We start from the raw sequence: 26,466 nt of genomic DNA, 5'->3' as shown, positions 1-26,466 counted from the left end.
CGCTGGGGGTCAGCGGATTCGGAACACCGGCCCGTGCGGGCGGAACGGCAGGGACGCCCCGGCTGGAATGAGGAAGGCGTGCTCGTGGCGGATGCGCAACACATCGATCATGCCGTCGGTGATCACCAGGATCGGCCCGTCGGGCGGGAAGTCGTCGGCGCGTTCGAGCAGGCGGATGCCCGGTTGCAACACCGTGCCGCCGCGCCCGCGCACCCGGACACCTGCGGCGATCTCGTCCACCGGCAGGTATCCGGCGTCGTGGGCGGCCGCGTCGCAGTAGACCACGCGGGCACGCGGCACGTCCCGGGCGGTGGCATAGGAGGCGATCGCGCCGAGACCCTTGCCCATGAGCGCGGCCGACATCGACCCCGAGGTGTCCAGCACGACACCGAAGGTGGGCAGCCGCACCGCTTCCTCCGGCCGCACCCACGCCGGCCGCGGAATATCGGGCGTCGAGGACTGCCGCCGCGAGGCGCGCGCGTAGCTGCGGCGCTTCTCCACGGCCGGGATGTGCTCGTCGAACCACTGCGCCAGCTGGGCGTCCCAGGGCAGCGGCGGCTGATCGAGGGCGCGGATCTCCTGTTCGAGTCCGGCGGGCAGCAGGCCGCGGCCACTGGACTGGTGATACGCCAGCCCGGTGCACATCGCATTGCGGTAGTACTCGTCCAGGTCGAGGTAGCGGCCGGGAGTGTGGCTGTGCGGCAGCGGTTCTCCGAAGATGTCGCCCTTGCCGCGCCCGCGCAGGGTGGCGATCTTGCGTAGCCGCCGCAGGTCGGTGGCGATGCGGTCGTAGATCTGTTCGGCGGACAGGCCCTTCAGTTCCGGGTCGTAGAGCAGTCCTTCGGGCAGTTGCCCCACACCCATCTCGACGAGCCAGCCGTTGACCACGTAGTCGCAGGCGACATTGAACAGGTAGTGGTCGCGCCAGCCCGCGCGTTCACCGTGGCGTAGTGCCGCGTGCAGCATCTCGTGGGCGAGCACGAACTTCCACTCCTCGTCGGAGAGCCCGGCGAGCGGATTGATGTAGATCTCGGCCGCTTCGGCATTGACCGCGGCGATCGAAATGTCCCAGCCGCGCGCCACATCCGCGTCGGCGACGATCTTCATTCCGGCGGCCAGCGCGCCCAGCAACGGATACGAGGAGACGAACCAGTTCAGCGCGCGGTCCCACACCCGCATCTGCGCGGCCCGGCCGCGGGTGACGTCGTGACCGGCCTCGGCGAGCGCGTTGCGGGCCGCCTCGCCGATACCGATCGCGAAATGGGTTTGATGGTCGTGACTTTTCGCCAGCTCGGCGGTGCCGATGAAGAAGTCCGGGAACTCGGGGCGGCGATAGGGCTCCGGCACGCTGGTCTGCCACCAGCGTTCGGCCAGCGCCGATTCGTCGGAGCCGCCGGGCGGGGGCGGCAGCGGTTCGGGCGGCTGGCCGATCTTGAGGGTCAGCAGGTAGTGATCGACGATCGTGCAGCAGGCGGCACGGTAGACCGGATGCGGTTCGTGGGGTGCGTCGATCCAGGTGCGCGCGTAGGTATTCGCCGTCAGCGCCCGCTCGGGGGCATCCCGCGGATCGACATGGCCGAAGCCCAGGTGCAGCAGCAGGTGTGCGAACACCCACGCCCATTCGTCGGCGGTACCGCGCTGTTTCGGGTTGCAGCGCACCGCACCGTGCGGTGAGACGACCGCCCACACGTCCTGGGGCAGGCGGGCTTCGTCCTCGTAGAGGTGGCAGCTCATCCGCCCGAAGACGGCGAGCCCGTTGACCTGCCGCCACCCGGCCTCGCGGTTCTCGCGCCACGGGTCGATCACCTTGCCGCGCTTGCGATTCGAGCGTCCGGACATGGTTACCGCCGCGCGGCCAGGCGGGGCAGGTCGCGGGTGACCTCCACCAAGAACCAGGACGGCAGCACGGGCAGGCCGTCGTCATCGGAGGCGATCACCAATTGCGCGCACTCCACCGAGATCTCGGCCAGTTCGGTGAGCATGGTCTTGGCGCGCAACACGAATCGCTTCAAACCCGCCGACACATGCTCGCGGGAATCGGGCAGTTCCTTGATCAGCCGGGCACGGAAGGCCTCCGACAGGAAGTACAACAGGTCGCGGTCGGCCGGATTGCGCGGCCAACCCGCGTCACCCTTGATGACCGCCTCCAGGTCGTACGCGTGGCGCACGGTCTTGACGAAGGCGCGGAAACCGGAAGCGTGTGCGGTGGTGAGGATTCCGGACGCCAGCACCCACAGCACGGTGTCGTCGATCTCGGTGCCGTAGGAGTGCAGGGCGTCCGAGAGCATGTGCCAGCCGCGCGGCGTGGAGAAGGGCTGTTCGGTCTTGGGCGGCTGCGACCACAGGTGATCGGGCCGCTGCATGACGTATTCGACGATCCACGGGTGAATGTCGTTGCCCGCGGCCCACTTCAGCCAGTCGTCGACCTCGGCGCGCAGGTGCACGTGCACCATGCGGTTGACCAGCGCCGAGGCCATGGGGCGGGCGAGCGCGTTGTCGGTGGCGCGGTTACCGGCCCCGATCACCACCGAACCGGCGGGCAGTTCGTAGCTGCCGATGCGCCGATCCAGGATCAGCGAGTAGAAGGACTTCTGCACCTCGGCGGGTGCGGCATTGAGTTCATCGAGAAACAGGCAGTAGGGCTGTTCGCGCGCGATCATCTCCGGCGGCGCGAAACGGCTGCGGTCCCCCACGATCTGCGGCACGCCGATGAGATCCTCGGGCGCGAGCTGGGTGCCCAGCAGGGTGACGCACTCCACGCCGAGCTCGTCGGCGAAAGCCCGCACCAGCGAACTCTTTCCGATTCCGGGCGCTCCCCACAGAAAGACCGGACGCACCACCGCGATGTGCAGCAGCAGCTCCGGCAACTGATCCGGAGTCACCGTGACAGTCGCTTCCAAGTGGTCCTTTCAGGTCGAATGAGAACCCCAGGGTAGAAGCGCTCCCCTGCCCCAAGCCACCGAATTTCCCGACGCCGGGCCCTGATCCGCCATCTGTGCGGCGGCTACGACCTCAGTACAACAGCGGGGCGAGACCGGCGGCACAGTCGCGGGCCGGGTCGCGATGCGTCTCGAGCGCGGGCAGGCGATTGCTCGGACCGGTCAGGCACAGCGCGCCCGCGAGGGTGCCCAGGGCGTTGTAGATGGGCAGTGCCAGACACGCGATCCCGGCGACGAGTTCGTCGGCAGCGCGGGCGTATCCGCTGTCACGGACGGCCTGCAGATCACTGGCCAGCGCCGGATGATCGATCTTGGTGCGCGGGGCGATGCGCGGCGGATTCGCCACCAGCGTGCGCCATTCGGTGTGCGAGGCCAGTAGCAGTTTGCCCGCCGCGGAGGCGTGCAGGTGCCGGGAGAGTTCGCGTTCACCCGGGATCGGATGGTCGGGGTCCTCGCTCACCACCTGGACGGCGGCGGGGCGGAAGTTCATCAGGTGCACCGCGAATCGGGTGGAGGCGCGGAACTCGTCGAGCAGGGTGCGCGCGGCGGTGGACAGCACCGGCACGTTGACGGCGGCGGCAAAACCACGCAGCCGCGCACCCAGGGCGAAGCCGCGCAGATCGGCGGTGCGGACCAGATATTCATCCGCGACAAGGGAATTGAGCAGCCGGTAGGTGGTGGCGGGGGCGATGCCGAGATGCGCGGCGATCTCCTTGGCGGTGACGCCCGCGCCCCGATCGGCGACCGCCTCGAGGATCGCGATCGAATTGGAGACGGTATTGGTGCGGCCGGAATCCTTCATCGCCACTACCGGAAGGTGACGTTCTCGAGCAGGTCGCCACGCTGGGGTTCATCGTAGATTCCAATGCCCCGCAATCGATCCGGCGCACGCAGGCGCAGCAGCAGGGTGAAGACCCCGGCGGCCGCCATGATCGCGGCGTAGGCGATCACTACCGTCACGTTCTCGTTGCGGGCCGAGACGGCGGCGGCCACCATGAGCACCCCCAGCACGACGGCGGTCACCGTGCCGAGGATCGTGATCGGGCGGGAGGACTCCCCGATGCGGCGCAGCAGCGCAGGTGTGGCCAGGCACGCGGGCAGATACGAGCCGAGATAGCCGAGCGCGCTGAGCGTGAGGAAGCTGCGGATGCCGTCCTGCGGTTCGGCTCCCGACACCAGGTAGGCGACCGTGCAGGCGGCGATCGCGGCCATCGCCACCACGATCGCGGGCGCGGGCGTGCGGAAACGCGGATGCGCCCGACCCACCGCGGCCGGGGCGATGCCCTCGCGCCCCATCGTGAACAGCACCCGCACCAGCGCGTTGACCGAGGCCACCGTGCACGCGAAGAACGAGGCCGCCACTCCGAGATCCAGGATCGAGGTCAGCGCTCGCGAATTGTCCTGCAGCAGCAGATCGGTGACGGGTGTCGAACTCGCGGCGATGCCCGGCGACGCGGACGCCAGCGCGACCGCCTGCGCGGCGACCGCGATCAGATAGATGACCGCCGCGGCCACCGGCGTCCAGGCCAGAGTGCGCGGCACCGACCGGAACGGCCGATACGCCTCCGCCGACAGCGTGGTGGCGCTTTCGAATCCGACGAACGCGCTGATCGCCACGACTGCGCTCATGGCCAGTGTGCCGGTGCCGCCGTGCCATTCGAAGGCGCGGGTGGTGGTGGCTCCGTGCCGGGTCAGCAGGTAGCCCATGAGCGCCAGCACCGTCACCACCGATACGCATTCCACGAGCAGCGTGGTGGACGCGGACAGCCGGATGCCGCGCACCATCAGCACCGCCGCCACCACGGCCGCGGCCAGTAGCAGCGCAATGATCGTGGGGGTGCCGCCGAATCCGGTGATCCCCGCGGTGACCGCGATCTGATCCAGATAGGTGCCGACCGAGATCAGGCCCGACACACTGACGGCCGCGTACCCGACGATCGCCGACCAGCCGACCGGTACCGCCACCGCGGGCCCGAGGCCCTTCGCGACGTAGGTGTACAGCCCGCCGGTCACCGCCAGCCGTTGTGCCATCGGCCGAATCACCAGCGCCACACCCCAGGCCAGCACGGCGGCGGCCAGGAACGCGACCATGCTCATGCCACCGCCGCCCGCGCCGATCACGAACGCCGGGGTGACCACCGCGGTCCCGGAGGGTGCGATGGCCGCCACCGATTGCGCGAACACCGGCACGAAAGGCAGTTCGCGCCGGGTCAATCCGCGCAGGGGCGACCGTTCGGCCACCGGGGGCGGGCTCGGCGGAGCCGTCGTCATGCGCGTGGTTCCCTTCTCACAACGGGTTGCCACAGCGTCGCCGACTCGTATTGCACGGACGTAAACGCCGGTAACGTCGGTTTGTCGCGAGGTGGGAGAAAACTCTCGCCGCTTTCTCGCCGACGGTCACCGTCGTACGCCCGCCGCTGTTACAGACCGCCTATAGCGTTCCGCCCCATCGAGAAACGACCCGCCACCCGGAGTTTCGGGGGCGGGAGCAGCAGAGAGACGGAGCCATGACGCAGCAGATAGATCGCGCCACCGCCGCGCCACCGGGTGCCGAACCCGCCGAGGCAGTGCATCGGCTGAAAGCCAATGCCATCGGTTTGCTCGGCGTGGTGTTCATGGCCATCGCGACCGCCGCCCCGATCACCGCCATGACCGGCAATGTGCCGTTCATGATCTCGGCGGGCACTGGCAAGGGCACGCCCGCGGCGTTCCTGATCGCCATGGTGGTGCTGGCGGTGTTCTCGGTGGGCTTCACCGCCATGAGCAAGCACATCACCGCGACCGGCGCCTTCTACGGCTTCATCTCCTTCGGCCTGGGCCGCTCCGCGGGGCTGGCGTCGGGGATGCTGGCCACCTTCGCGTACATGGTGTTCGAGGGCTCGCTGGTCGGCATCTTCTCCAGCTTCGGCACCAATACCGTTGCGGCACAGTTCGGCTGGCATGTGCCGTGGTGGGTGTTCGCGATCATCATGCTGTCGATCAACGCCCTGGGCACCTGGTTCGGGGTGGCCGTGGCGGAGAAGTTCCTGGTCGTCCTGCTCGGCACCGAGTGCCTGGTGCTGGCCATCATGGGTATCGCGGTGGCGTTGCACGGCGGTGGGCCGCACGGCTTCCAGTTCGCGCCGCTGAATCCGGTCAACGCCTTCACCGGACCGTCGGCCGGACTGGGATTGTTCTTCGCGTTCTGGTCGTGGGTCGGGTTCGAGTCGACAGCCATGTACGGCGAGGAATCACGCGACCCCAAGCGGATCATCCCCAAGGCCACCATGATCGCGGTCATCGGTGTGGGCATCTTCTACGTGCTGGTGTCGTGGATGGCCATGTCCGGCAACGGCATCGAGGAATCGGCCACCCTGGCGGGCGGCGACAATCCGATGGACGTGTTCTTCCACCCGACTCAGACCTATGTCGGGCACTGGGCGGTCAGCGCCATGCAGTGGCTGATGATGACCGGTTCGCTGGCCTGCGGCATGGCCTTCCACAACTGCGCGGCGCGCTACCTGTACGCGCTCGGTCGTGAGGGGGTGTTCCCGGTGCTCAAGCGCACGGTCGGCCGCACGCATGCCAAGCACGGTTCGCCGCACATCGCAGGTCTGGTGCAGTCGGTCGTCGCGGTCCTGCTGGTCGCCGGGTTCGGGATCGCGGGCAAGGATCCCTACAACGGCACCTACACGCTGCTCGCGATTCTCGGCACCATGGCGATCCTGGTCGTGCAGGCAGTCTGCTCGTTCGCGGTGCTGCGCTACTTCCGCCACCACCATCCCGAATCGCGGCACTGGTTCCGTACCTTCGCGGCCCCGCTGATCGGCGGTCTGGCGATGGTCGGCGTGGTGCTGCTGCTGGTGACCAATATGGGGACCGCCGCGGGCAGCGAATCCGGCTCGCTGGTGCTCAAGGCGACGCCGTGGCTGGTCGCCGCGATCGCGCTCGGCGGCTTCGGTTTCGCGGAATACCTGAAGCGTCGCTCCCCCGACCGCTACGCCCTGGTGGGCCGGACCGTATTGGAGGAGACCCACGAACGCTGACCCTCTCCGGCCTGGCTGAGCCCCTCCTCACTCGGCCATGGCAACGGCCCGGCGCCTCTCGGCCGCCGGGCCGTCTTTATTTGCTTCGCAACACCGTGCACGTATCCGACGCCCCGCGGTGGCACCCTCGGAAAGTGCACGTTGCGGTTCGCCCCACGATGTCCCGAACAACCGGATCTGGCTCCCGAGATCACGAATCCGGTCCGGCCACAACGAGTGTCACCGCTGACCACCGGTAGCGCGAGCGCTGCGGCGCGGACGGCACGGTAGGTCGGCCGGTTGGCGCGGGAGGTCAGTCGCTAGCGTGGCCGCATGCGCATCATGATCGACGACCTGACCAGCCCTGATGTCATCGGACTCTTGGAAGAACACGTCGCCGAGATGCTCGCGAATTCACCCGAGGACAGCATGCACGCGCTCGATGTCACCGCGCTGAGGAAACCGGAGTTGACGTTCTTCTCGGCCTGGGAGGGCGACGAGCTGGCGGGATGCGGGGCGATCAAGGAGCTCGATCCGACGCACGGGGAGATCAAGTCGATGCGCTCCACAGCCGCGTTCCGGGGGCGAGGGGTGGGATCGCTGGTGCTGCGGCACCTGCTCGAGGTGGCGCGCGAACGCGGCTACCTGCAGGTGAGTCTCGAGACCGGCTCGTCGGAGTTCTATCTGCCCGCCGTCCGGCTCTACGAGCGGTACGGGTTCGCGCCCTGCGGGCCGTTCGCCGATTACGTCGAGGATCCGCACAGCGTGTTCATGACGCTGTCGCTAGCCTGACGCTGCCGCGCGCCGGTCGCGGAAGCGGCCCGCCATCTCGCCGAGCGACGTCACCGCGATCGCGAGGATCACGAATCCGATGACCAGGAACACCAACCCGATCGCCATCGGGCCGTAGCCCTGATCGCGCGGATCGATGAACGGGTACGGATACCAGTCGACGATCGGGCCGCGGATCAGCGTGTAGACGCCGTACACGACCGGATAGGCGAGCAGCCATCCGATCAATCGGACGCTGACACCCAGCGCGGCCGGGACCAGTAACCAGTCCGCGAGCGCGACCAGCGGGGTCACCCGGTGCAGCACATCGTTGGTCCACGGGTAGGCGATGCCGACACTGATCTTCTGCAGCAGCACCGCGTACACGATGCCGGTGATGGTGATGTACAGCGTCGACGCGCACCGCACCAGCTGCCAGCTCCGGCCCTGCGGATCGACCAGCGCGACGGCGATCCACACCGCCAGCACGATCAGATTGGATTGGATCGTGAAGTAACTGAAGAAGTTTCCGACCGTCCCGGCCGCAGGTCCCAGATGCGTGGCGCTCCAGACGATGGCGGCGATGTCGAGCGCCGCGACCGCGAGTAGAAGCAACCGACCCCACAGCGGATGTACCGCAACGCCGTTCATCCCCCGATATTCGCACGCCGGACCGGGTAAATGCGGACAATACGCCGATACCAGCTTCCGGTGGGCAACCACTGTTTCCGATCACCTGCCGCACCGCGCCGACCGGCCCGGATCAACTCTTCGCTATCGTTGACGGTGCAATGACCAGGACCGCCGCCACCTCTCGCGAGCTTCGTACCCGCCTGGCCGATCTCTCGATCCGCGACGAGCACCGCTTGCGTCGTCGGCTCGACAAGGCCCGCGGCAACGATCTCACCGATCTCGAAGCCGATATCGACGCCGCCCAGCGCCGGGTGGATGCCCGCCGGGCCGCCGTGCCCGCCATCGCGTACCCGGAGCAGCTACCCGTCTCCGCGCGCCGCGACGATATCGCGAAAGCCATCGCCGACAACCAGGTCGTGATCGTGGCCGGTGAGACCGGCTCCGGCAAGACCACCCAGATACCGAAGATCTGCCTGGAACTCGGGCGCGGGATTCGCGGGACCATCGGGCACACCCAGCCGCGGCGACTGGCCGCGCGCACGGTGGCCGAGCGCATTGCCGAGGAACTGGGCACCGAACTCGGTGACGTGGTCGGCTATACGGTCCGCTTCACCGATCAGGCGTCGGACCGGACACTGGTCAAGCTGATGACCGACGGCATCCTGCTCGCCGAGATCCAGCGCGACCGGCTGCTGCGCCGCTACGACACGATCATCATCGACGAGGCGCACGAGCGCAGCCTCAATATCGACTTCCTGCTGGGGTATCTGAAGCAGCTGCTGCCCAAGCGGCCGGATCTGAAGATCATCATCACTTCGGCCACCATCGACCCGGAGTTGTTCGCGCGGCACTTCTGCGACGAGAAGGGCGCGCCCGCACCGATTGTCGAGGTGTCGGGGCGGTCGTACCCGGTGGAGGTGCGGTATCGCCCACTGTCGCTGGAACTTCCGGTCACCTCCGAGGATCCCGACGACGAGGACACCGAGATCGTCGACCGCGACCCGACCGACGCCATCGGCGACGCCGTGCGGGAACTGCAGGCCGAGGGCGACGGCGACATCCTGGTGTTCCTGTCCGGTGAACGCGAGATCCGCGACACCGCCGACTCGCTGCGCGATATGCGGCTGCGGCACACCGAGATCCTGCCGTTGTACGCGCGGCTCTCGGCGGCCGAACAGCATCGGGTGTTCGAATCGCATACAGGGCGGCGCGTGGTGCTGGCCACCAACGTCGCCGAGACCTCGCTGACCGTGCCGGGCATTCGGTACGTGATCGACCCGGGTACCGCGCGTATCTCGCGATACTCCATGCGCACCAAGGTGCAGCGGCTGCCCATCGAATCGATCTCGCAGGCATCGGCGCGCCAGCGGTCGGGCCGCTGTGGTCGTGTCGCGGACGGTATCGCCATCCGGCTCTACTCCGAGGACGACTTCGAATCCCGGCCGCAGTTCACCGAACCGGAGATCCTGCGCACCAATCTGGCCGCCGTCATCCTGCAGATGACCGCGCTCGGGCTCGGCGATATCGAGAGCTTCCCGTTCGTCGAGGCCCCCGACGGCCGCGCCATCCGCGACGGCATCGCGCTGCTCGAGGAGCTCGGCGCGCTCGCCCGCCCGGAGACCGAATCCAGTCAGCGCCAGGACATTCCGGATGCCGGACTGACCCTGACCCCGATCGGCCGCGAAATGGCGCAGATCCCCGTCGACCCGCGCATGGCCCGCATGCTCGTCGAGGCCAACCAGGGCGGCTGCCTCGCCGAAGTTCTCATCATCGTCGCGGCCCTCTCCATCCAGGACGTCCGCGAACGCCCCGTCGAACATCAGCAGGCCGCCGACACCAAACACGCCCGCTTCATCGTCGAAGGCTCCGACTTCCTCTCCTACCTGCGCCTCTGGGACTACCTCCGAGAACAACGCAACGCGCTGTCCTCCAACCAATTCCGCCGCCTCTGCCGCGACGAATTCCTGCACTACCTCCGCATCCGCGAATGGCAGGACCTGCACGGCCAACTCCGCACCATCACCCGCGGCCTCGGCTGGAACACCGAAGGCTCCGACGCCCAATTCGACCGCACGGCATCGGATTCCGAGGACGGCGGCAACCGCCGCGGCCGCAACCCCCGCGGCGGCCGACGTGGCAACGCCACCGATCGCGGCGGCCGGAACGACGCACGCAGTGCTGCATCCGGCAGTCCCAGAGCGGAATTGGCGGAGGCTGTCGCGGCGAAGGCTGGGCTGGACAATGATTCGCTGCCTTGGGATGTGACGTCTATTCATCAGGCGTTGCTGGCGGGAATGTTGTCGCATCTCGGGGTGCGGGAAGCCGAGACTCGGGAGTTTCTCGGGGCTCGCAATGCGAAGTTCATGATTTTTCCGGGGTCGTCGCTGGCGAAGAAGCCGCCGCGGTGGGTGATGGCGGCGGAGCTGGTCGAGACGTCGCGGTTGTGGGGGCGGACGGCGGCTCGGGTGGAGCCGGAGTGGGCCGAGCGGCTGGCCGGGGACTTGGTGAAACGGACGTATTCCGAGCCGCATTGGTCGGCCAAGCGGGGTGCGGCGGCGGCCTACGAACGAGTCACGTTGTACGGCCTACCGCTGGTGACGCAGCGGCGGGTGGACTTCGGGCGGATCGATCCGGAGTTGTCGCGGGAGCTGTTCATCCGGCATGCCCTGGTGCAGGGTGAGTGGCAGACCAAGCACGCGTTCTTCGAGCGCAATCGCGAATTGCTCGACGACGTCGCCGATCTGGAGCATCGGGCGCGGCGGCGCGACATCCTGGTCGACGATCAGGTGCTCTTCGACTTCTACGATCAGCGGATTCCGGCCGACATCGTCTCGGTGCGGCACTTCGACAGCTGGTGGCGCAGCGCCCAGCGCAAGGACCCCGACCTGCTGGACTTCACCGCCTCGACAGTGGTGAACGAGGATGCGGCACTGCTGGATCCGACCGCTTACCCGGACCATTGGCGGCAGGGCGAGCTCACCTTCCCGGTCACCTACCAGTTCGAACCGGGCCAGGCCGACGACGGCGTCACCGTGCACATCCCGATCGCCCAGCTCGCGCACGTGCGCTCGGTCGGCTTCGACTGGCTGGTGCCGGGCATGCGGGAGGAGCTCGCGGCGGCATTCATCAAGACGCTGCCGAAACAGCTGCGCCGCACCGTCGTTCCGGCCCCGGACTTCGCGAAGGCGGCCCTGGATCGGCTCACCCCGCGCGCCGAACCGCTGCGCACGGGTCTGGCACGGGAGCTGTCGCAGCTGGGCTCGGTCACCATCACGGCCGCGCACCTGGATCCGGCGGGCCTGCCCGACCATCTGCGCATGACCTTCGCCGCCGTCGACCCGTCCGGCACACTGGTGGCCCGCAGCAAGAGCCTGGCCGAGCTGAAAACCAAGCTGGCCGAACAGGTCTCGAAGTCGGTGGCGCGCGCCAACAATGCCGCCGAACGCGCGCCCGCCACCGTGTGGACCTCGGAATCGCTGGGCACGCTGCCCGCCTCGGTCAAGCGTCAGGTCGCGGGACAGACGATTACCGGCTATCCGGCCCTGGTCGCCGAGTCCCAGGGCGTGGCCGTGCGCGTGCTCAGCTCCCCTGCCGAGCAGGCCGCCGCCATGCGCGCCGGAACCCGCGCCCTGCTGCTGAGCGCGATCACCACCAATACCCGGTCCGTGACCGCGAGCCTGCGCCCCACCGATCGTCTTGCGCTGAGCCAGAATCCGTACGGTTCGCTCGACGCCCTGGTCGAGGACTGCCGCGCCTGTGCGGCGGACGAACTCATCGCGGCCAATGGCGGTCCGGTGCGCAGTCCCGAGCAGTTCAAGACGCTCGTGGAGAAGGTGCGGCCGCAATTCACCACGGCCGTCGCGAATATCGTCCGCTCGGTGGTCCCGGTGCTGGCCGAGGCGCATCGCCTGCGCGCCGCGCTCGCGGAGTCCCGTGATCGCGACGCGGGCGACGATGTCCGCCAGCAGCTCGACGAGTTGATCTTCGAGGGCTTCATCTCCGAATGGGGCAGTACCCGGCTGCGGGAGCTGCCGCGGTATCTGGATGCCGCCCGGCTGCGGTTGGAGGCGCTGCCCGCCTCCGCCAATCGCGACCGCGCGGGCATGGCCGAACTCGATCGGGTGCATGCCGCCTACGACCGGCTGGTGGCCAACCTGCCGGAGAACCGCCGGGGCGGGCGCGACATCCTCGAAATCTGGTGGATGATCGAGGAACTGCGGGTCAGCCTGTTCGCCCAGCAGCTCGGCACGCCGTATCCGGTGTCGGCCAAGCGGATCGAGAAGGCCATCGACGCGGCGCGTAGGCCACCCCAGCAGCGCTGAACCGACCGACCAGCTGCTTCCAGCCGCTCAACCGAACGGTCCGGCCCCGAAACTTTCGGGGCCGGACCGGAAATCGGTGTGGAGCGAGCGCCTACTCGACGATCGCACCCACGGCGGTCTCGGCGCGATGCGCGCGCAGGTCGGCGATCTCCCGCTCGAAATCCTCGGCCGAACTGAAGGATCGGTAGACCGAGGCGAAGCGTAGGTAGGCCACCTCGTCGAGATCGCGCAACGGGCCGAGGATGGCCAAGCCCACCTCGTGGCTGGGGATCTCGGGAGAACCCTTGGCGCGCACCGCATCCTCGACCTGCTGGGCGAGCAGGTTGAGAGCATCGGAATCGACCTCGCGGCCCTGGCAGGCCCGGCTGACGCCGCGCACCACCTTCTCGCGGCTGAACGGTTCGGTGACGCCGCTGCGCTTCACCACCGACAGAATCGCGGTTTCGACTGTGGTGAACCGGCGCCCACACTCCGGACAGGCACGCCGCCTCCTGATGGCGCTGCCTTCCTCGGCTTCACGTGAGTCGACCACCCTCGAATCGGGATGGCGACAATACGGGCAATGCATCCGGGATCCTTCGTCGATGCCTGGGATCAGAAACCTCGAGCAATCTCGAGGATACCGTGGCCGGTGTGGATCCCGGCGTCCGCCCGGGTCACCCGGCCGGAATCAGGTGGTCACCTGCCATTGCGCGGTCAGATCCGCGAGCACGTCCGGCAGCCGCTGCACCAGCCGTCCATTGCTCAGCATGGCCGGGAACGGCACCGCCAGAACCGGTCTCGCGACGGCCGGATTCGCGCACAGCTCCAGGTAGCGGGGCAGCAGGTCGTGGGTGATGTAGTTCCACCGCGTGTCGCGATCGGCCCAGTCGAAGTCGGGCAGCGGGGCACGCAACGACAGGGAGCCGACGGTGAGCGTGGTGGGCGCGAACACGCCGGGAGCCCGCACGCCGGGAACCGCGGCCTTACCGGCGATGGTGCTCACGTAAGTCATGACCCGGCCCATGTCCCCGCGACCGTGCGAGGTGACGTCCCACTGGTCGGCGATGATCTGGTTCTGCTCGCGATCGGTCATGCGCAGCGCGGCATCGGACAGGCCGTCCCCGGTGCCGGTGGCCAGTTCCCGCCAGGCGGTGACGGCGTTCTCGTCGAGGACGCCGGCCCGGTACATCTCCTCGACCCCGGCCAGGCCGTCGGCCGCGTATGCCTCGTGCATGGGGACCTGGTCGATGAAGATGTGCTTCTGCATGATCATCAGCCGGGTCTGGTACCAGGCCAAGTCGTCGGCGGTGAGCCGCTCGCCCTCGGTGCCCAGCGTCCGAATGTCGGCCGGAAGCGGATCCAGCAGTTGCTGCGGGGTGCCGCGCAGCAGGTCGGCGACCGCGCCGCCGAGCTGGTGGACACCCGGCACGGTGAGGATCGCCGAGACGTCACCCATGTCGAAGAAGCCCGAGGCGAACGAGCCGCCCGCCAGACCGGCCAGGCCGGTCCACCAGAAGTCCGGGTGGGAGTTGTTGAGCCGCAGGTAATTCACATAGACCTGGGTAAAGGTGCGGGTATTGGCCGCCACGCCGCGATCGGGATCCCACGCGGCCAGGTCGATATCGGCATTGCGGGTGGCCACGACCAGCCAGTACTGATGCAGCAGTGTCGCGTAGTGCCGTGGCTCGACACCGGCGGCACGGGCCTGATCGAGGGCGTCGCGCAGCACCGCCGGATCGAGCGGCAGGGCCGGGTTCAGGCCGCCACCACCCGCGCCGTCGCCATTGACCGACGGCAGATCCAGGTATGCGGCATAGGCGGATTCGGCGTGCGCGGCCGGAGCCGTCACCAGCCCGATCATCAGGCAGGTGAGGACCCCGACCGTCCGGATCAGCCCTCGAAGTTTCGGCATTACGCCCCCTGTCGCAGTGGTAACCGCTGTCACATTCAGGGGGACGGTAGCAACGCGTTTCAGTTTTCAATCTACATTTACGGCCAGAGTGGTGGCCGTCGATCCGGATCAGGCAAACGGGCTATGGCACGGCAACCGCCGCAGCAGCTCCACCGCTATCGCGCGGGAGCGGGAGCCAGCTGCACCACGGGCGTGGTGGTCTGCGAATCGAAGTCGCCGGAACGCAATTGGGCCAGGCCGATGAGACCGGCGACGGCCAGCGCGCTCACGAGCGCGGTGATAGCCAGGGCCGCGAGACCCGCCTGCGCACGCTGCCGGCGCTCGAGCGGATGCACGCCCCGGGCGCGTCCGGCCGCGTGTCGCACCACGACATGGTCGCGTCGAACGTCGGCGCGCGCCACGGGACGCACCCGCGCGCGGCAGGGCCGATGAATGGTGGCGGGACGCGAGATCACCGCGGGCAGGTCGGCGGGCGTACCCTCCGAACGCAGCTCCCACGGGATGCTGTCGAAACCCAAATCGCTTCCGAGAGTGTCGATTTCGCTGACCACGGCGCGCATCGAAGAAACCTCCAAGGTAGGGCGGACCGAATGATGCTGGACAACTGACTCGCTCATGTGTTCGAAGAACTGATGTTCGAATTTCTACCACGGCCCACCGACAATGTCACTGATTTCCACGACATGCGTCGAACAGATGTTTGATCACACGCGTCACACGGACTACAGTCGAGTCACGAGTTCCCCGGACGCACAGAATCTTCGGATCCCACGAAGGTCACGCGGCGCCGGGAACGAATTCCGGTGAGCGACAGCAGTGAACGGAGGACAGCGGCGGTGAGCGAACACGGCGGCGCGGAAGGTGACAACGGCCCCCTTGGTCTCGGTGGAGGCGACTCCTCCGCCGCTGAACCGTCGGGCTCCGGCACGGACCTGACGGTGCGCCAGCGCAAGGTGCTGGAGGTCATCCGCTCCTCGGTGCACGACCGCGGCTATCCCCCCAGCATCCGCGAGATCGGCGATGCCGTCGGTCTCACCTCCACTTCCTCGGTGGCACACCAACTCCGCGCACTCGAGCGCAAGGGCTATCTACGCCGCGACCCCAATCGTCCACGCGCCGTGGATGTCCGAGGCCTCGACGAGACGGTGATGCGCGCTGCCGCGGGCATGCCGAAGCTGCGTGCGGTCAGCGACGAGGTGGAGTCCACCGACGAACACCCGATCCCGACCTATGTCCCGGTGCTGGGCCGGATCGCCGCCGGTGGCCCGATCCTGGCCGAGCAGGCGGTGGAGGATGTCTTCCCGCTGCCGCGCGAACTGGTCGGCGAGGGCTCGCTGTTCCTGCTCAAGGTCGTCGGTCAGTCCATGATCGACGCCGCCATCTGCGACGGCGACTGGGTGGTCGTGCGTCAGCAGAATGTGGCCGAGAACGGTGACATCGTGGCCGCCATGATCGACGGGGAGGCCACCGTGAAGACGTTCAAGCACACCGGTTCCCAGGTGTGGCTGATGCCGCACAACCCCCTGTTCGAGCCGATTCCGGGCAATGACGCCCAGATCCTCGGCAAGGTCGTCACGGTCATCCGCAAGATCTGACCGTGCCGCACTGTCGTGACCCGGTGACCGCCCCGCAGACCGGCCGCCGGGTCACGACAGTCGCTTTCTCAGCGTTCGAGCATCGTCAGTGGTTGAGCACGCCGTTCCACACCGCGTGCGCACCCGAATCCCCGACCCGGTAGGTCTGCCACGCTGCTGCGCCGCCCGCCGCGAGCGCCACGATGGCGATGGCCGCGACCGCGGCCCGGCCGACCGGCTTCCCGCTTCCCTGCCGCAGGTGGGCCATCAGCAGTAGCAGCGCCGAAATCAGTAGCGGCGCAACGAAGTACAGCATCTGGTGCCCGAGCCTGGCGTGCTCGTCGACGACGGGCGGATTTCCCAGCTGCTTCTGGAACCACTCCCCCGCCTCGATGGTGACCGGCGTCAACGCCGTCACCACGACCGCCAGCGCGGCAGTCGGCCAGATCAGCCGGGCACGCGCCGCGGGCCAGAACGCGCACAAGATCACCAGCCCCGCGGTCAGCGGCACCAGCACGACGATCACGTGCACGAGCAGGACATGGGCGGGCAGCCCATTAAATGTCGACATATATCGGCTCTTTCGAACTCGGCGAAAAGCCCGGCGTATCAGTACAACGTATGTCGACCACCAACGGTTCGGTCCCTGCCCGAGTCCGTTCGGCGAGTTCACCCGGGGCCCGGGCCAATACGCCCGGACCACACCGATCAATCGGTTTCGGTGGGCACCACGATCCGGGTGATGAGCTGCGTGGGGGCCTCGTCGGAGTGGGAGGCCGGTGCTGCTGCGGGAGCGGGGGTTTCGGGTGCGGGCGGGGCCGCGGGCTCCGGGGCCGGCGGGGCCACCGGCTCGGCGGCCGGGGTGAGATTGACCGGCTTGTCCGGGGTGCCGAGAGCCGGGATGGCATCGGAGGCGGCTGCGAGGGCGGGGCCCGGCGGGACATCGAGCGTCGGAGTCGCGGGTGCGGCGGCAACGGGCGCGGGGGCCGGGGCGACCGGGGCTGTGGGCGCCGGGGCTTCCGCGGAGAGAGCGGCGAGGCGGCGGGCGCGTAGGTCGCCGCTCAGGACCGCGGTGGCATGGTCGGCGAGGTCGGCGGGGGCGCGAACGATGCGGCGGGTGACCTCCTCGGCGGCGGGCGCGCCCGATCCAGACGAAACAGGCATGGCGGCTGCGGAGGTCAGGGGCGCCGAGGCTTCGGGTGCAGAGGTCATCGGACCGGAGGCGACGGGCGTGGAGGTCATGGAACCGGAAGCGGCGGGCGCCGAGGTCATGGGTGCGGCAGTGCCGGAGGTGGCGGGTGGGAGGGCCGCGCCGGTGGCGAAGCCGAGGACCTCGTATTGGGCGCCGATGGTCATGGCGGCCGAATTCTTGTCGTGCGCAATGTATCCCTGGTTGGTGCCCAGGACGCGGCGCAGGGACTCCAGCCAGCGGTGGTCCAGGACGCGGCAGTCGGCCCAGGGGAAGTACTCGAGACCGGTGCGGAGGTAGAAGCGGTCACCGATGTTCGCGCCGCGCAACAACTCCAGCAGCCAGGCGTCGACGAGATTGGGCTGGGCATTGCGGTAGATGCGGGTGCGCGGGGGAACGGAACCGTTCGCGAATTCGCCGAAGGAGTTCAGCAACTCACCCGGAAACTCTTCTATCTTCCCAAAACCGACGACATCCAAACCAAGAAGTTGCTCCGGAAGTTGGGCGGCAATCCTGCGCTCGTCATGCAGTTTGAACTTCCTATTGATGTTCTCAGTGCGCATTTGTCTCCGACTTCCACCTCATGCTTCACGGAACACTAGCATGAACCCAACCGTTTCAGACCAGTTTGGTCGGCCGCCCAGGGTACTCACAGGGGGCCGTCCGCTACAAACCCGCTACCAGCGGTAACGGCTATCACGGTGCAACGAACGGCCCGCTACGAGTCACCGCGGAGCACGGCCCGCAATGATTTCCCCCTGCGTCCGCAGACCTGGATTGCCAGGCTCCCAGTAGTTTCCGTGCGCGAACACATCAACCGGCAAGGCGCGCACCACCGGAAGATCGATAGTGGCTCCGGAAGATGTGAAAACTGTTGCGCGAAATTCGCGATCCGTCGGATCGATCCCGTGCACGAACTGACCGACCCGGGGTATCGGATCCGCGGGGTCGGCGGTGGCGAACACATGCGCACCGTTGCGGCCCGCAGGAATACCCGCCAATCGCAATTCCGAAACGTCCTCGACACCGACGCCGGGGCTGCCGACGAACACCACCGCGTCAGCCTCGAGCGAGTTAGCTCCCGACGCCGCCGCCCCGATCACCGTGCTCCCGTAGCTGTGTCCGAGGACGGTGTGGTGCGCGGCGGTCCCCGCATGCGAGGCGCGCAGTCCCGCCTCGAAGCGATCCAGCGCGGCCGCGCCGTCGCGGGCGCGGCGATCGCCCAGTGCCGCGCGCACATCCGGCGGTGCGTCGTAGCCGTACCACGCGATCATCGAGGTGCGGGCGGACGGATCGGCCCGCTGCGCGGCGGCCAGCAGCGCGCGGGAGCGTTCCATACCCACACCGATCGCGGTCAGCGGGGAGCCGGTGCCGGGGACGAAGGTCGCGACATTGGCGGCGGTATCCGGATTGTTCAGTGCGATCGCGCCGTGGCCGCGCTCGTCGACCGCCAGCAGCAGCCGGTCGGGCGATGCCGGGCCGAGTTGCTCGGTGAGCGCCGCGTACCCGGCGAGGCGCGTCTGTATCTCCCGGCGCTCGGCTTCCCACTGCCGCAATCGAATCCAGCCGCCGTCGGTGGTGGGCAGGTTCTCACCCCGGACCCAGTCCTGATGCCGGTCGAGCAGCCGACGGTCCGCCTCGTCGGCGAGTTCCCGCAGCCGCAACAATGCGCGCCGGTTGTAATGATCGCGGACCAGCGCAGGCAGCCCGTCGCGGGATCCGAGCAAAGGATCGGCATCGAACAACGCATCCTGATCTGCGGGCGAGAGCGAATTCCACAGCGCGCACAGCGCTTTCGGATCCTCCGGCAGCCGCACCGTGCCGTCCAGGAATCCGGCGACCCGCGTGCTCGGCTCGCCCCCGCCCGGAACGGCCCACAACGCCTCGAGCGCCGCCACCGCAGTGGCTACTCGCTCCCCCGCCCGCTCGTCAACCTCCCCCGCCGTATCCAGCAGCGGCCCCAACCGCGCCTGCAACTCCCGAGCCTTGGCGTCGAATCCCGCCTGAAAGATCAAGTCCAGCACCAAATTTCCGGTCTCCGACCGCGCCGCGTGCACCTCCCCCGCTTCGGTGATCCGGCACCCGTTGTCCCGCGCCTCCTCCGAGATCCCCCGCACCAGCCCACAAACCCGCTCGAGCACCACCGCCTCGGTGAGCGCCTCCGCAACCTCGAGCAGCGCGGCCCCCAGATGATCCCCCGCCAACCGATCCCCCACCGCCCGCAACGCCGCCGCCGTCCCCGCCGCCCCTTCCCACCCACCGACCGCCACCTCAACCAACCGCCCGACCTGCGCCATCGCCCCGCTACACACCTCGTCGGCCTCCGCCACTGCCGCCCCGGCAAGCTCAACCGCGTCCGGTCCCCATCCGAGCACCTGCGACACTCCCGCACGAACCATGGATCTCCCCCGCCGCTAGTGCTCCCGCCAAGCCTGTACGCCCGGTCCCTCGACCCCGCTCTTGCACCGGCGCGTCCTCGCCGACGTGACCGGCGACTGGTCCACCTCGATCACCAGATCGAGCTGAACAGCGAACTACCCTCCACCGCAACCATTCTCGTGGTCCGGGCGCGGGCCACGGGCATGCTCGACAACCCGGAGAACGGCATGTCCATGCCAACTGTCGCCCGGCACGAACAATTCGCCGCGAGCCGAGGTCAGGCGGTGGGGTGTAAGTAAGCGTCGAGTTGGGTCTTCAGAGCTTGTTCGGTGTCCTCGTAGGTGGCGGTTGCCTGGTCGGTGGCGTCGGCGAGGGAGTGCAGGTGGTCGGCGAGGTGGTGCAGGGTGGCCAGCACGGGTTCGGCGACGGTCGCGGCGGCCGAGCCGAGGGCTGAGTTGGGCATGGAGCGGGCGACTTTCGCGATCAGATCGATCGGGTCTACCGCCGCGATGGTGTCGGCCTCGTTGCGGATGCCCGCGGCCATGATTCGCAGCGCCGTCACATCGGCGCGCAGCAGTTCGGTCATGCTTTCCCCCCACTTCGCTTGATCAACTCGAGCGTTGTGGTCACACCCTAACCGGGGTGGGGCCGGCAGGCGGGGTGAGAAAGGCGGGGGTGTGGACAGCGCGGTGGCTGTTCACATTTCGGGGCCGGGGTTAGCGCGCGGCGCGGGCGGCGTCGCGGGCCAGAGCGCGGTCGCGCTGCTCCTCGAAGCGGATGACGTCCTTGGCCATCTTGTCCAGGAAGGTGGCCAGGCCCTCGCGGATGCGCTCGCCGCGGGCGGTGAAGTCGGTGCGCTCGAAGACATTCCATTTGCGCAGCACCGGCCAGATCACCTCGTCGAGGTGTTGACGCAGGTCGTAGATGCCGTGTTTGGCGATGAGCACGCTGTTACGCCGGAAGTCCGGCATGCCCGCGCCGGGCATCCGGAAGTTCTCGATGACCGCGCTGATGGCGGCGAGTGCGTCGTCGGGGACGAGGTCCAGGGTGGCGCCGCAGATATTGCGGTAGAAGACCATGTGCAGGTTCTCGTCCGAGGCGATGCGCGTGAGCATGCGGTCGGCGATCGGGTCCTGGCAGGCCTTACCGGTGTTTCGGTGTGAGACCCGAGTGGCCAGTTCCTGGAAGGTCACGTAGGCGACGCCGTGCAGCACGGCATGGTTGCCAGTGCCGGTGGGGTCGTCGACCCCCTGTGACATGCACGTCATCCGGGCCCGTTCGAGTGCGACCGGGTCGACGCCGCGGGTGACGACCAAGTAGTCGCGCAGCACGATGCCGTGCCGGTTCTCCTCGGCGGTCCAGCGGTCCACCCAGGTGCGCCAGGCGCCGTCGCGGGAGAAGGCGTCGGAGATGAGCCGGTGGTAGGAGGGCAGATTGTCCTCGGTGAGCAGGTTGGTGACCATGGCGGCGCGGGCGACCTCGCCGAGCCTGGATTGCCCCGGCTCCCAATCGTTTCCGCCCATGGCGGCGAAGTTGCGGCCCTCGTCCCAGGGCACGTAGTCGTGCGGGTGCCATTCCTTGGCCAGCGATAGGTGCCGGTTCAGATTCGCTTCCGCCACCGGTTCGAGTTCGGCCAGGAGTGCTTCGGGCGTCATGGTTACGGCCACGTCGGGTCCCTGCTGTACGACTTGTTTTCGCTATTTCGGTCTGCCTCGACCTGTCCCCGTTCGCGAGCCTACCCGGATATTCGAGGTATCGCCTTGCCACCGCTGGAAGACGACCGTTCGATTTCGATCTTCGATTCGTGTTCAATGTGACGGGCATCGTGTTCGATGCGACCATCGATCGAATTCCCGCATGCCGCGAATCCACGCGACTATTCGGGCAACACCCGCTCGCCCGCGGCTGACCGCGTTAATGTCGATCTGCGCGTGCGCGATTCACCGGGGAAATATGTGATACCTGAGGAGGGCAGATGGCGGCCGTTCCCGCAACTGCGAGAAAGGCACTACCCACCGTCGTCTTCACCGCGCTGGTCGCGGCCGCCGCCGTCTGGCAGCGGGATGCGGTCCTGTCCGGCGTGCACGCCCTCGCCGGAGCCGACCCGCGCTGGCTGCTGGTCGCCGCGCTGGCCACCCTCGCGCTGTGGCCCACCTCGGTTTTCATGCTGCGCGGTTCGATTCCCGCCGATACCTCCGCCCGGCAGTTGTTCGCACTGCAGCTCGCGGTGCCCGCGATCGGCCTGGTGCCCGCCGCGTCCTTACTGCTGCGCGTGCGGTTCCTGCGCCGCACCGGCCTGTCACATGCCGGGGCGGTCGGTTCCATGGCGTTGATGGGATTCGCCGCGTTGATGGTGCGGGTTCCGCTGGTGATCATCGCGGCCTTGGCCGCGCCCGGCCTGATGAGCCGCAATGGCGCGCAACCGCCGTGGCACGGCCTGGGCGCTCGCATCGCGGGCTGGTGGCACCACACTGTCACCGACAATCCTTGGCGCACAGCCGGATTCATCGCCGCCGCGGTGGCCGTCGCCGCGATCCTGGTGGGTCTCGCGGCGCTGGCGTTGAATCGCCGGGTGCGTGAGCACGGCGGGTGGCGGGGCCTCCCCGCTCGGGTGCGTCACGCCCGCTCGGATGCCCTGACCGCGTGGAAATCGGTGGCCGCCACCGCGATCCGCCCGCGCCGCGCCGCCGCGCTATGGATCTGCGCCTTGATTCAGCCGCTGCTGATGGTGGTGGCGCTGTGGGCGGTGCTGCACGCGGTCGGCGCCGACCTGAGCCTGCCCGATACCTTCGTCGTCGAACTGGTGACCGTGGCCTTGGCGCCACTGCTGCCGTCCCCGAACGGCGTGGCCACCAAGGAGATCACGATCGCGGCCGGTCTCACCGCGGTCGCCGGATTGACCGGCGGGGTGGCGGTGGGCGTGGCCCTGGGGTTCCGGTTGCTCACCTTCTGGTGCCAGATTCCCCTGGGCCTGGCCTCGTTCGCCTATCTGAACCACCGCCGGGCCATTTGATCCGGCCCGGGTGGTGTGACTACTTGTTGAGCTGGCAGTCGATGGTCGAGAACTTGGCGACACCACCCCAGGTGGTCTGGGCGACGCCCTGCGCCTGACGTTTGTTTCGCTTCGCCTCCACCGTGAGGGTCGGCAGCGTCTCTCCCGCCCAGGTCTGGGCATTGCAGGTGTAGGTGGCGACGTCGGCCTGTGCGGGCGCGTCGACGGCGGCGACGGCCGGGGCCAGTGCGAACACGGCGACGGGCAGGCCGATCAGATACTTCTTGCTCACTTCGGACTCCTTGTGCGATCTCGGGGTGAGCCGGGGAAACAGCAGCCTGGATTCTCGCACGACCTCGGCGAGCCCGCCGACGAAGCGCGCGATCATGGTCGACGATGGGGGCACTTTCTACGGCCTCGGACCGTTGATCACGGTAAGGCGGCCACTACGAAGGAGTTCGCCATGTCGTTCATCGGGAGCCTGCTCGGGCTGGCTCTGACCCTTTTCATGCTGGTGTTGATCGCGCGGCTGATCCTGGATTGGATCACCACGCTCAGCGACAACCCCCAGGGCATTCGCAAGCCCCGAGAAATCGTCTACAAGATCACCGAACCGGTGATCGCCCCGGTGCGCCGGGTGCTCAAGCCGATCCGATTGGGCGGGGTGCAGATCGATCTGGCGTTCACGGTGGTGTTCATCGCGGTGCTGATCCTGCGTGCGGTGGTGTTCAGCCTGTAGCGATCAATGCGTGGGATTGATCCGTACGAGTGTCGTGTACTGGGCCGCGGCGACGATATCGCCGGGGTCCGGGGTGCCGTCATCGCGATTGCGCACCCCGTAGTACTTGGAGTCACCGGGCATGGCGCTCAAGAACTTCCCGAGACTCTGCGCGACCGCCGTGGGGTCGGTGATCGGGGTGGCGACGGCGTTCACGGTGCGCCCGGCCAGCAGCAGTTCGACGGGCGCTCCGCCGCGCAGGTTCTGCCACCACTTGCTGTCGGTGTAGCAGTTCAGCACGTCCCCGTCGGGGAAGTAGCGCACGACGGCGGTGTAGCGGTTGCCGCTCTTGCGACCGGTGAAGGTCAAAAGCATGGTGTTGCGGCTCATGACGCGATGCAGCGGCGAACGCAGCAGGGCCTTGACGATGACATTGACATAGCCCGGGACCGTGGGCGGGGCGGTGGTGGCGCTCATGCCCTCCACCGAACCACCGGCCCGACCGGCGCACATCGGGACTATCCCTGAGATCCGCCCGGATTCGCCGACACCATCGGTTCGACGGCGGTCTCGGGAAATCGATTGGGGCGCAACAGGAGAATGGTCGCGAGCCCGAGCAACCCCGCGACCGCGATGGCGATGCGGGCACCGGTCAGCGTGGCGAGCAAACCACCCAGCGCGGTCAGCGCGGCGATGGTGGCATTGCTGCTGATCGACCAGGCCGACAGCATCCGGGTGGTGCGGTCGGCGGCCGTCTGTTCCAGCCGGAAGGTGGCGTAGACGGGATTGAAGATTCCGCAGCAGGTGATGAGCCCGGCTTCCACCGCCACCACCAGCAGCAGCCCGCCCGTTCCCGGGCCGACCAGCCCCAGCGCGGGTAGCCAGCAGGCCCGCAGCATGCCGGTCCCGAGCAGCACCGAGCGCTGACCGAATCGCTCCACCAGCGGAGTCGCCAGCCGCGAACCGAGCAGGCCACCCAGGCACGGCAGCCCGTAGGCCAGCCCGTATTGCCACGGCGCGAAGCCGAGATCGCGCAGCATGAGCACGGCCAGCAGCGGCGCGGTCGTCATGATCAGCCCGTTGACCAGCACGGAGTTGAAGAACAGCGGTCGCAGGGTGGGATGGGTGAGGATGTAGCGCCAGCCTTCGGCCAGGTCGCGCAGCCGGAATCCGGTACTGCCGCTGGATGATTCGTCGTTCGCGGCGCGTACGGGGTGCGCCTCGCCGCCACCGATGGCGCGAATACCCAACGCGGACAACAGAAAGCTGAGCGAATTCGCCACGACCGTCAGCATCGGCCCGAAGATCCCGATCGCCGCGCCCCCGAGCGGTGGACCCAGCACGGCGGCGGTCCACATGGTGGATTCGAATCGCCCGTTGGCGGTGAGCAGGCGCTCGCGGGGCACCAGCATCTTCAGGTGGGCTCCGGAGGCGGCCTTGAATACCAGGTCGGAGGCCACGACCAGGACCGAGACCACCAGTAGTTGCGTGAAGGTCAGCACCCCCGCCGCGAAGGCCAGCGGCACACTGAGCACGACCGTGAAGCGCACCAGGTCGCTGGCAATCATGACCGGCCGCTTGCGACGGAATTCCAGCCACGGCCCGAGCGGCACCGTCAGCAGCGCGCCGACCGCCAGTCCGGCGGCCGCCAGCAGCGAGATCTGTCCCGGTCCGGCGTGCAGGACCAGCACCGCGATCAGCGGAAACGAGTCGAAGGCCAGCCAGGTTCCGGCGGTGCTCACCGCGAATGCGGTCCACAGCCAGCCGAATTGGCGCCCCAACGATCGTTTGCCCGCCATACCCGTCCGCCTCCACACCGTCGACCACTCACCCGTTCTTCCGCGAGATCGAAGCAGGTTCGCGGCGACCGGATCAAACAACCGCCTCCCGCGCGAGCCACAACCCGCCGTTGTACGCGCTGCTGAGCGGCCCGTACCGAGTTCCGGCACGGGCCGTCGCGAGATCGGCCGCGTGTCCCGGAATATCCTCCCGCCGACGGTGATTGGATCCAGGCATGACGAGCGCTGACTTGCTGGTGGATGGCTTCGGACGGATCAAGGAGAACGTGCACGGCGCACTCGCCGACCTCACCCAAGAAGAATTGGGTGTCCGCATCGACGGGACAGCGAACTCGATCGCCTGGCTGATCTGGCATCTGACCCGCGTGCAGGACGACCATGTGGCCGATGTCGCCGGTATCGAGCAGGTGTGGACGGCGGAGGGCTGGGCCAAGCGCTTCGAGCTGCCCTTCGACGAGGCCGCGCACGGTTACGGGCACAGCTCGGCGGATGTGGCGGAGTTGGCCGGGGTTTCGGCCGAATTGCTGCTGGGCTATTTCGACGCGGTGCATTCTCAGACCATTGAGTATGTTTCAAAGCTCACCGATGCCGACCTCCCCCGCATTGTCGACACCCGCTGGAATCCGCCCGTCACCCTCGGCGTCCGATTGATCAGCGTGATCGACGACGACGCCCAGCATTCGGGGCAGGCGGCGTTGCTGCGCGGCATCCTGTTGCGCCGCCGCGCATCGCATTGATCGGTATGACCGTTTTCACCGAACGGCGAGATCGATACCGTTGATCATGAAATCGATCGGGCGGAGAATACCGAAATGGCTTTCTCCGTCGATCGATTCGATCATGTGGTGATCAACTGTTCCGACCCCGCGGCCACCGCCGACTGGTACGCCCGGGTGCTGGGCATGACGGTCGAGAAATTCGGCCCCTCCGGGCGCACCGCCTTGCGCTTCGGCAACCAGAAGATCAACCTGCGCCCGCTCGGCGCATTGGACACCGATCCCGCGTGGACCACCGCCGCCACCGAAGCCGCAGGGGCACAGGACCTCTGCTTCATCACGACCGCCTCCCCCGACGCGGTGGGCGCACACCTCACCGCGTGCGGGGTGACGATCGAGCAGGGCCCGGTGACCAAGATCGGCGCACTGGGCGAGATGACCTCGCACTACTGCCGGGACCTGGACGGCAATCTGATCGAGATCGCCGTCTACCCGTCCTGAACCAGGCGACACGACAGCGGTTTCGGACACCGATC

General features: G+C 68.0%; 24 protein-coding genes. 8 read left to right on the top strand and 16 right to left on the bottom strand.

The features are described from left to right. Positions 1-9: 9 nt before the first annotated feature. From ACYVN4_RS34785 to ACYVN4_RS34770, 4 genes are all read right to left on the bottom strand, one after another. The gene (locus ACYVN4_RS34785) at positions 10-1,839 is read right to left on the bottom strand and encodes a vWA domain-containing protein (RefSeq protein ID WP_460726503.1); all 1,830 of its coding nucleotides are present in this window, start codon (positions 1,837-1,839) and stop codon (positions 10-12) included. A 2-nt stretch (positions 1,840-1,841) separates the two neighbouring features. Continuing rightward, entirely contained in the window at positions 1,842-2,882 is a 1,041-nt protein-coding gene (locus ACYVN4_RS34780; RefSeq protein WP_460726501.1) for an ATP-binding protein, read from the bottom strand. A gap of 130 nt (positions 2,883-3,012) precedes the next feature. Beyond that, positions 3,013-3,741 (bottom strand): IclR family transcriptional regulator, encoded by a 729-nt coding sequence (locus ACYVN4_RS34775; protein WP_460726843.1) that lies wholly within the window; start codon positions 3,739-3,741, stop codon positions 3,013-3,015. Between the two features lie 5 nt (positions 3,742-3,746). After that, positions 3,747-5,210 (bottom strand): APC family permease, encoded by a 1,464-nt coding sequence (locus ACYVN4_RS34770; RefSeq protein ID WP_460726499.1) that lies wholly within the window; start codon positions 5,208-5,210, stop codon positions 3,747-3,749. A 236-nt stretch (positions 5,211-5,446) separates the two neighbouring features. Here ACYVN4_RS34770 and ACYVN4_RS34765 point away from each other — a divergent pair, with 236 nt between their 5' ends. Both ACYVN4_RS34765 and ACYVN4_RS34760 read left to right on the top strand, forming a co-directional pair. Beyond that, a complete protein-coding gene (locus tag ACYVN4_RS34765; RefSeq protein ID WP_460726497.1) occupies positions 5,447-6,964 on the top strand; it encodes an APC family permease in 1,518 nt (505 codons plus the stop codon). Positions 6,965-7,276: 312 nt separating this feature from the next. Beyond that, complete coding sequence (locus ACYVN4_RS34760) at positions 7,277-7,735, top strand: GNAT family N-acetyltransferase (RefSeq protein WP_460726495.1); 459 nt, start codon at positions 7,277-7,279, stop codon at positions 7,733-7,735. Here ACYVN4_RS34760 and ACYVN4_RS34755 read toward each other — a convergent pair. Beyond that, positions 7,727-8,365 (bottom strand): Pr6Pr family membrane protein, encoded by a 639-nt coding sequence (locus ACYVN4_RS34755; RefSeq protein ID WP_460726493.1) that lies wholly within the window; start codon positions 8,363-8,365, stop codon positions 7,727-7,729. The genes ACYVN4_RS34760 and ACYVN4_RS34755 overlap by 9 nt on opposite strands. Before the next feature lie 140 nt (positions 8,366-8,505). On the opposite strand from ACYVN4_RS34755, the gene hrpA reads away from it, so the two are divergent. Further along, positions 8,506-12,669 (top strand): ATP-dependent RNA helicase HrpA, encoded by a 4,164-nt coding sequence (gene hrpA, locus ACYVN4_RS34750; RefSeq protein ID WP_460726491.1) that lies wholly within the window; start codon positions 8,506-8,508, stop codon positions 12,667-12,669. Between the two features lie 91 nt (positions 12,670-12,760). Here the strand turns inward: hrpA and nrdR are convergent, their stop codons facing one another. From nrdR to ACYVN4_RS34735, 3 genes are all read right to left on the bottom strand, one after another. Next, the gene (nrdR, locus tag ACYVN4_RS34745) at positions 12,761-13,237 is read right to left on the bottom strand and encodes a transcriptional regulator NrdR (protein ID WP_460726489.1); all 477 of its coding nucleotides are present in this window, start codon (positions 13,235-13,237) and stop codon (positions 12,761-12,763) included. Positions 13,238-13,339: 102 nt separating this feature from the next. After that, positions 13,340-14,563 (bottom strand): hypothetical protein, encoded by a 1,224-nt coding sequence (locus tag ACYVN4_RS34740; protein WP_460726487.1) that lies wholly within the window; start codon positions 14,561-14,563, stop codon positions 13,340-13,342. A gap of 155 nt (positions 14,564-14,718) precedes the next feature. After that, positions 14,719-15,123, bottom strand: coding sequence for a hypothetical protein (locus ACYVN4_RS34735; RefSeq protein ID WP_460726485.1), 405 nt, complete (start codon positions 15,121-15,123; stop codon positions 14,719-14,721). Positions 15,124-15,366: 243 nt separating this feature from the next. On the opposite strand from ACYVN4_RS34735, the gene lexA reads away from it, so the two are divergent. Further along, positions 15,367-16,158 carry a transcriptional repressor LexA gene (gene lexA, locus ACYVN4_RS34730; RefSeq protein WP_460726483.1) on the top strand — a complete coding sequence of 264 codons (792 nt, stop codon included), beginning with the start codon at positions 15,367-15,369 and terminating at the stop codon, positions 16,156-16,158. A gap of 85 nt (positions 16,159-16,243) precedes the next feature. Here the strand turns inward: lexA and ACYVN4_RS34725 are convergent, their stop codons facing one another. The 5 genes from ACYVN4_RS34725 to ACYVN4_RS34705 all read right to left on the bottom strand — a co-directional run bounded on the left by ACYVN4_RS34725 (position 16,244) and on the right by ACYVN4_RS34705 (position 21,360). Next, entirely contained in the window at positions 16,244-16,708 is a 465-nt protein-coding gene (locus ACYVN4_RS34725) for a DUF2231 domain-containing protein (RefSeq protein ID WP_460726481.1), read from the bottom strand. A gap of 137 nt (positions 16,709-16,845) precedes the next feature. Further along, positions 16,846-17,889 carry a hypothetical protein gene (locus ACYVN4_RS34720; protein ID WP_460726479.1) on the bottom strand — a complete coding sequence of 348 codons (1,044 nt, stop codon included), beginning with the start codon at positions 17,887-17,889 and terminating at the stop codon, positions 16,846-16,848. 162 nt (positions 17,890-18,051) lie between these two features. Next, a complete protein-coding gene (locus tag ACYVN4_RS34715; RefSeq protein ID WP_460726477.1) occupies positions 18,052-19,725 on the bottom strand; it encodes an alpha/beta hydrolase in 1,674 nt (557 codons plus the stop codon). A gap of 257 nt (positions 19,726-19,982) precedes the next feature. Further along, a complete protein-coding gene (locus ACYVN4_RS34710) occupies positions 19,983-20,291 on the bottom strand; it encodes a hypothetical protein (protein WP_460726475.1) in 309 nt (102 codons plus the stop codon). A 130-nt stretch (positions 20,292-20,421) separates the two neighbouring features. Then, positions 20,422-21,360 carry an acyl-ACP desaturase gene (locus ACYVN4_RS34705; protein WP_460726841.1) on the bottom strand — a complete coding sequence of 313 codons (939 nt, stop codon included), beginning with the start codon at positions 21,358-21,360 and terminating at the stop codon, positions 20,422-20,424. 320 nt (positions 21,361-21,680) lie between these two features. Between ACYVN4_RS34705 and ACYVN4_RS34700 the strand changes: the two genes are divergently transcribed. Then, positions 21,681-22,718: a lysylphosphatidylglycerol synthase domain-containing protein gene (locus ACYVN4_RS34700; protein WP_460726473.1), complete on the top strand. Its 1,038-nt coding sequence runs from the start codon at positions 21,681-21,683 to the stop codon at positions 22,716-22,718. Between the two features lie 19 nt (positions 22,719-22,737). Here ACYVN4_RS34700 and ACYVN4_RS34695 read toward each other — a convergent pair whose 3' ends face one another. Beyond that, positions 22,738-22,989 (bottom strand): hypothetical protein, encoded by a 252-nt coding sequence (locus tag ACYVN4_RS34695; protein WP_460726471.1) that lies wholly within the window; start codon positions 22,987-22,989, stop codon positions 22,738-22,740. 171 nt (positions 22,990-23,160) lie between these two features. On the opposite strand from ACYVN4_RS34695, the gene ACYVN4_RS34690 reads away from it, so the two are divergent. Then, on the top strand, positions 23,161-23,436 hold the full coding sequence (locus tag ACYVN4_RS34690) for a YggT family protein (RefSeq protein ID WP_460726469.1): 276 nt from the start codon (positions 23,161-23,163) through the stop codon (positions 23,434-23,436). Positions 23,437-23,439: 3 nt separating this feature from the next. On the opposite strand, the gene ACYVN4_RS34685 is transcribed toward ACYVN4_RS34690, so the two are convergent. Beyond that, positions 23,440-23,928 (bottom strand): hypothetical protein, encoded by a 489-nt coding sequence (locus ACYVN4_RS34685; protein WP_460726467.1) that lies wholly within the window; start codon positions 23,926-23,928, stop codon positions 23,440-23,442. Positions 23,929-23,933: 5 nt separating this feature from the next. After that, the gene (locus tag ACYVN4_RS34680; RefSeq protein WP_460726465.1) at positions 23,934-25,214 is read right to left on the bottom strand and encodes an MFS transporter; all 1,281 of its coding nucleotides are present in this window, start codon (positions 25,212-25,214) and stop codon (positions 23,934-23,936) included. A gap of 215 nt (positions 25,215-25,429) precedes the next feature. Between ACYVN4_RS34680 and ACYVN4_RS34675 the strand changes: the two genes are divergently transcribed. Together ACYVN4_RS34675 and ACYVN4_RS34670 are read left to right on the top strand one after the other, a co-directional pair. Then, positions 25,430-25,951: a mycothiol transferase gene (locus ACYVN4_RS34675; protein WP_460726463.1), complete on the top strand. Its 522-nt coding sequence runs from the start codon at positions 25,430-25,432 to the stop codon at positions 25,949-25,951. Between the two features lie 75 nt (positions 25,952-26,026). Further along, positions 26,027-26,431, top strand: a complete 405-nt coding sequence (locus ACYVN4_RS34670; RefSeq protein WP_460726461.1) for a VOC family protein — start codon at positions 26,027-26,029, stop codon at positions 26,429-26,431. Positions 26,432-26,466: the final 35 nt, after the last annotated feature.

The organism is Nocardia heshunensis, from assembly GCF_054782115.1.
Note: the sequence above shows the minus strand (reverse complement) of the source record. Positions and strands in the feature narration are given on the sequence as shown.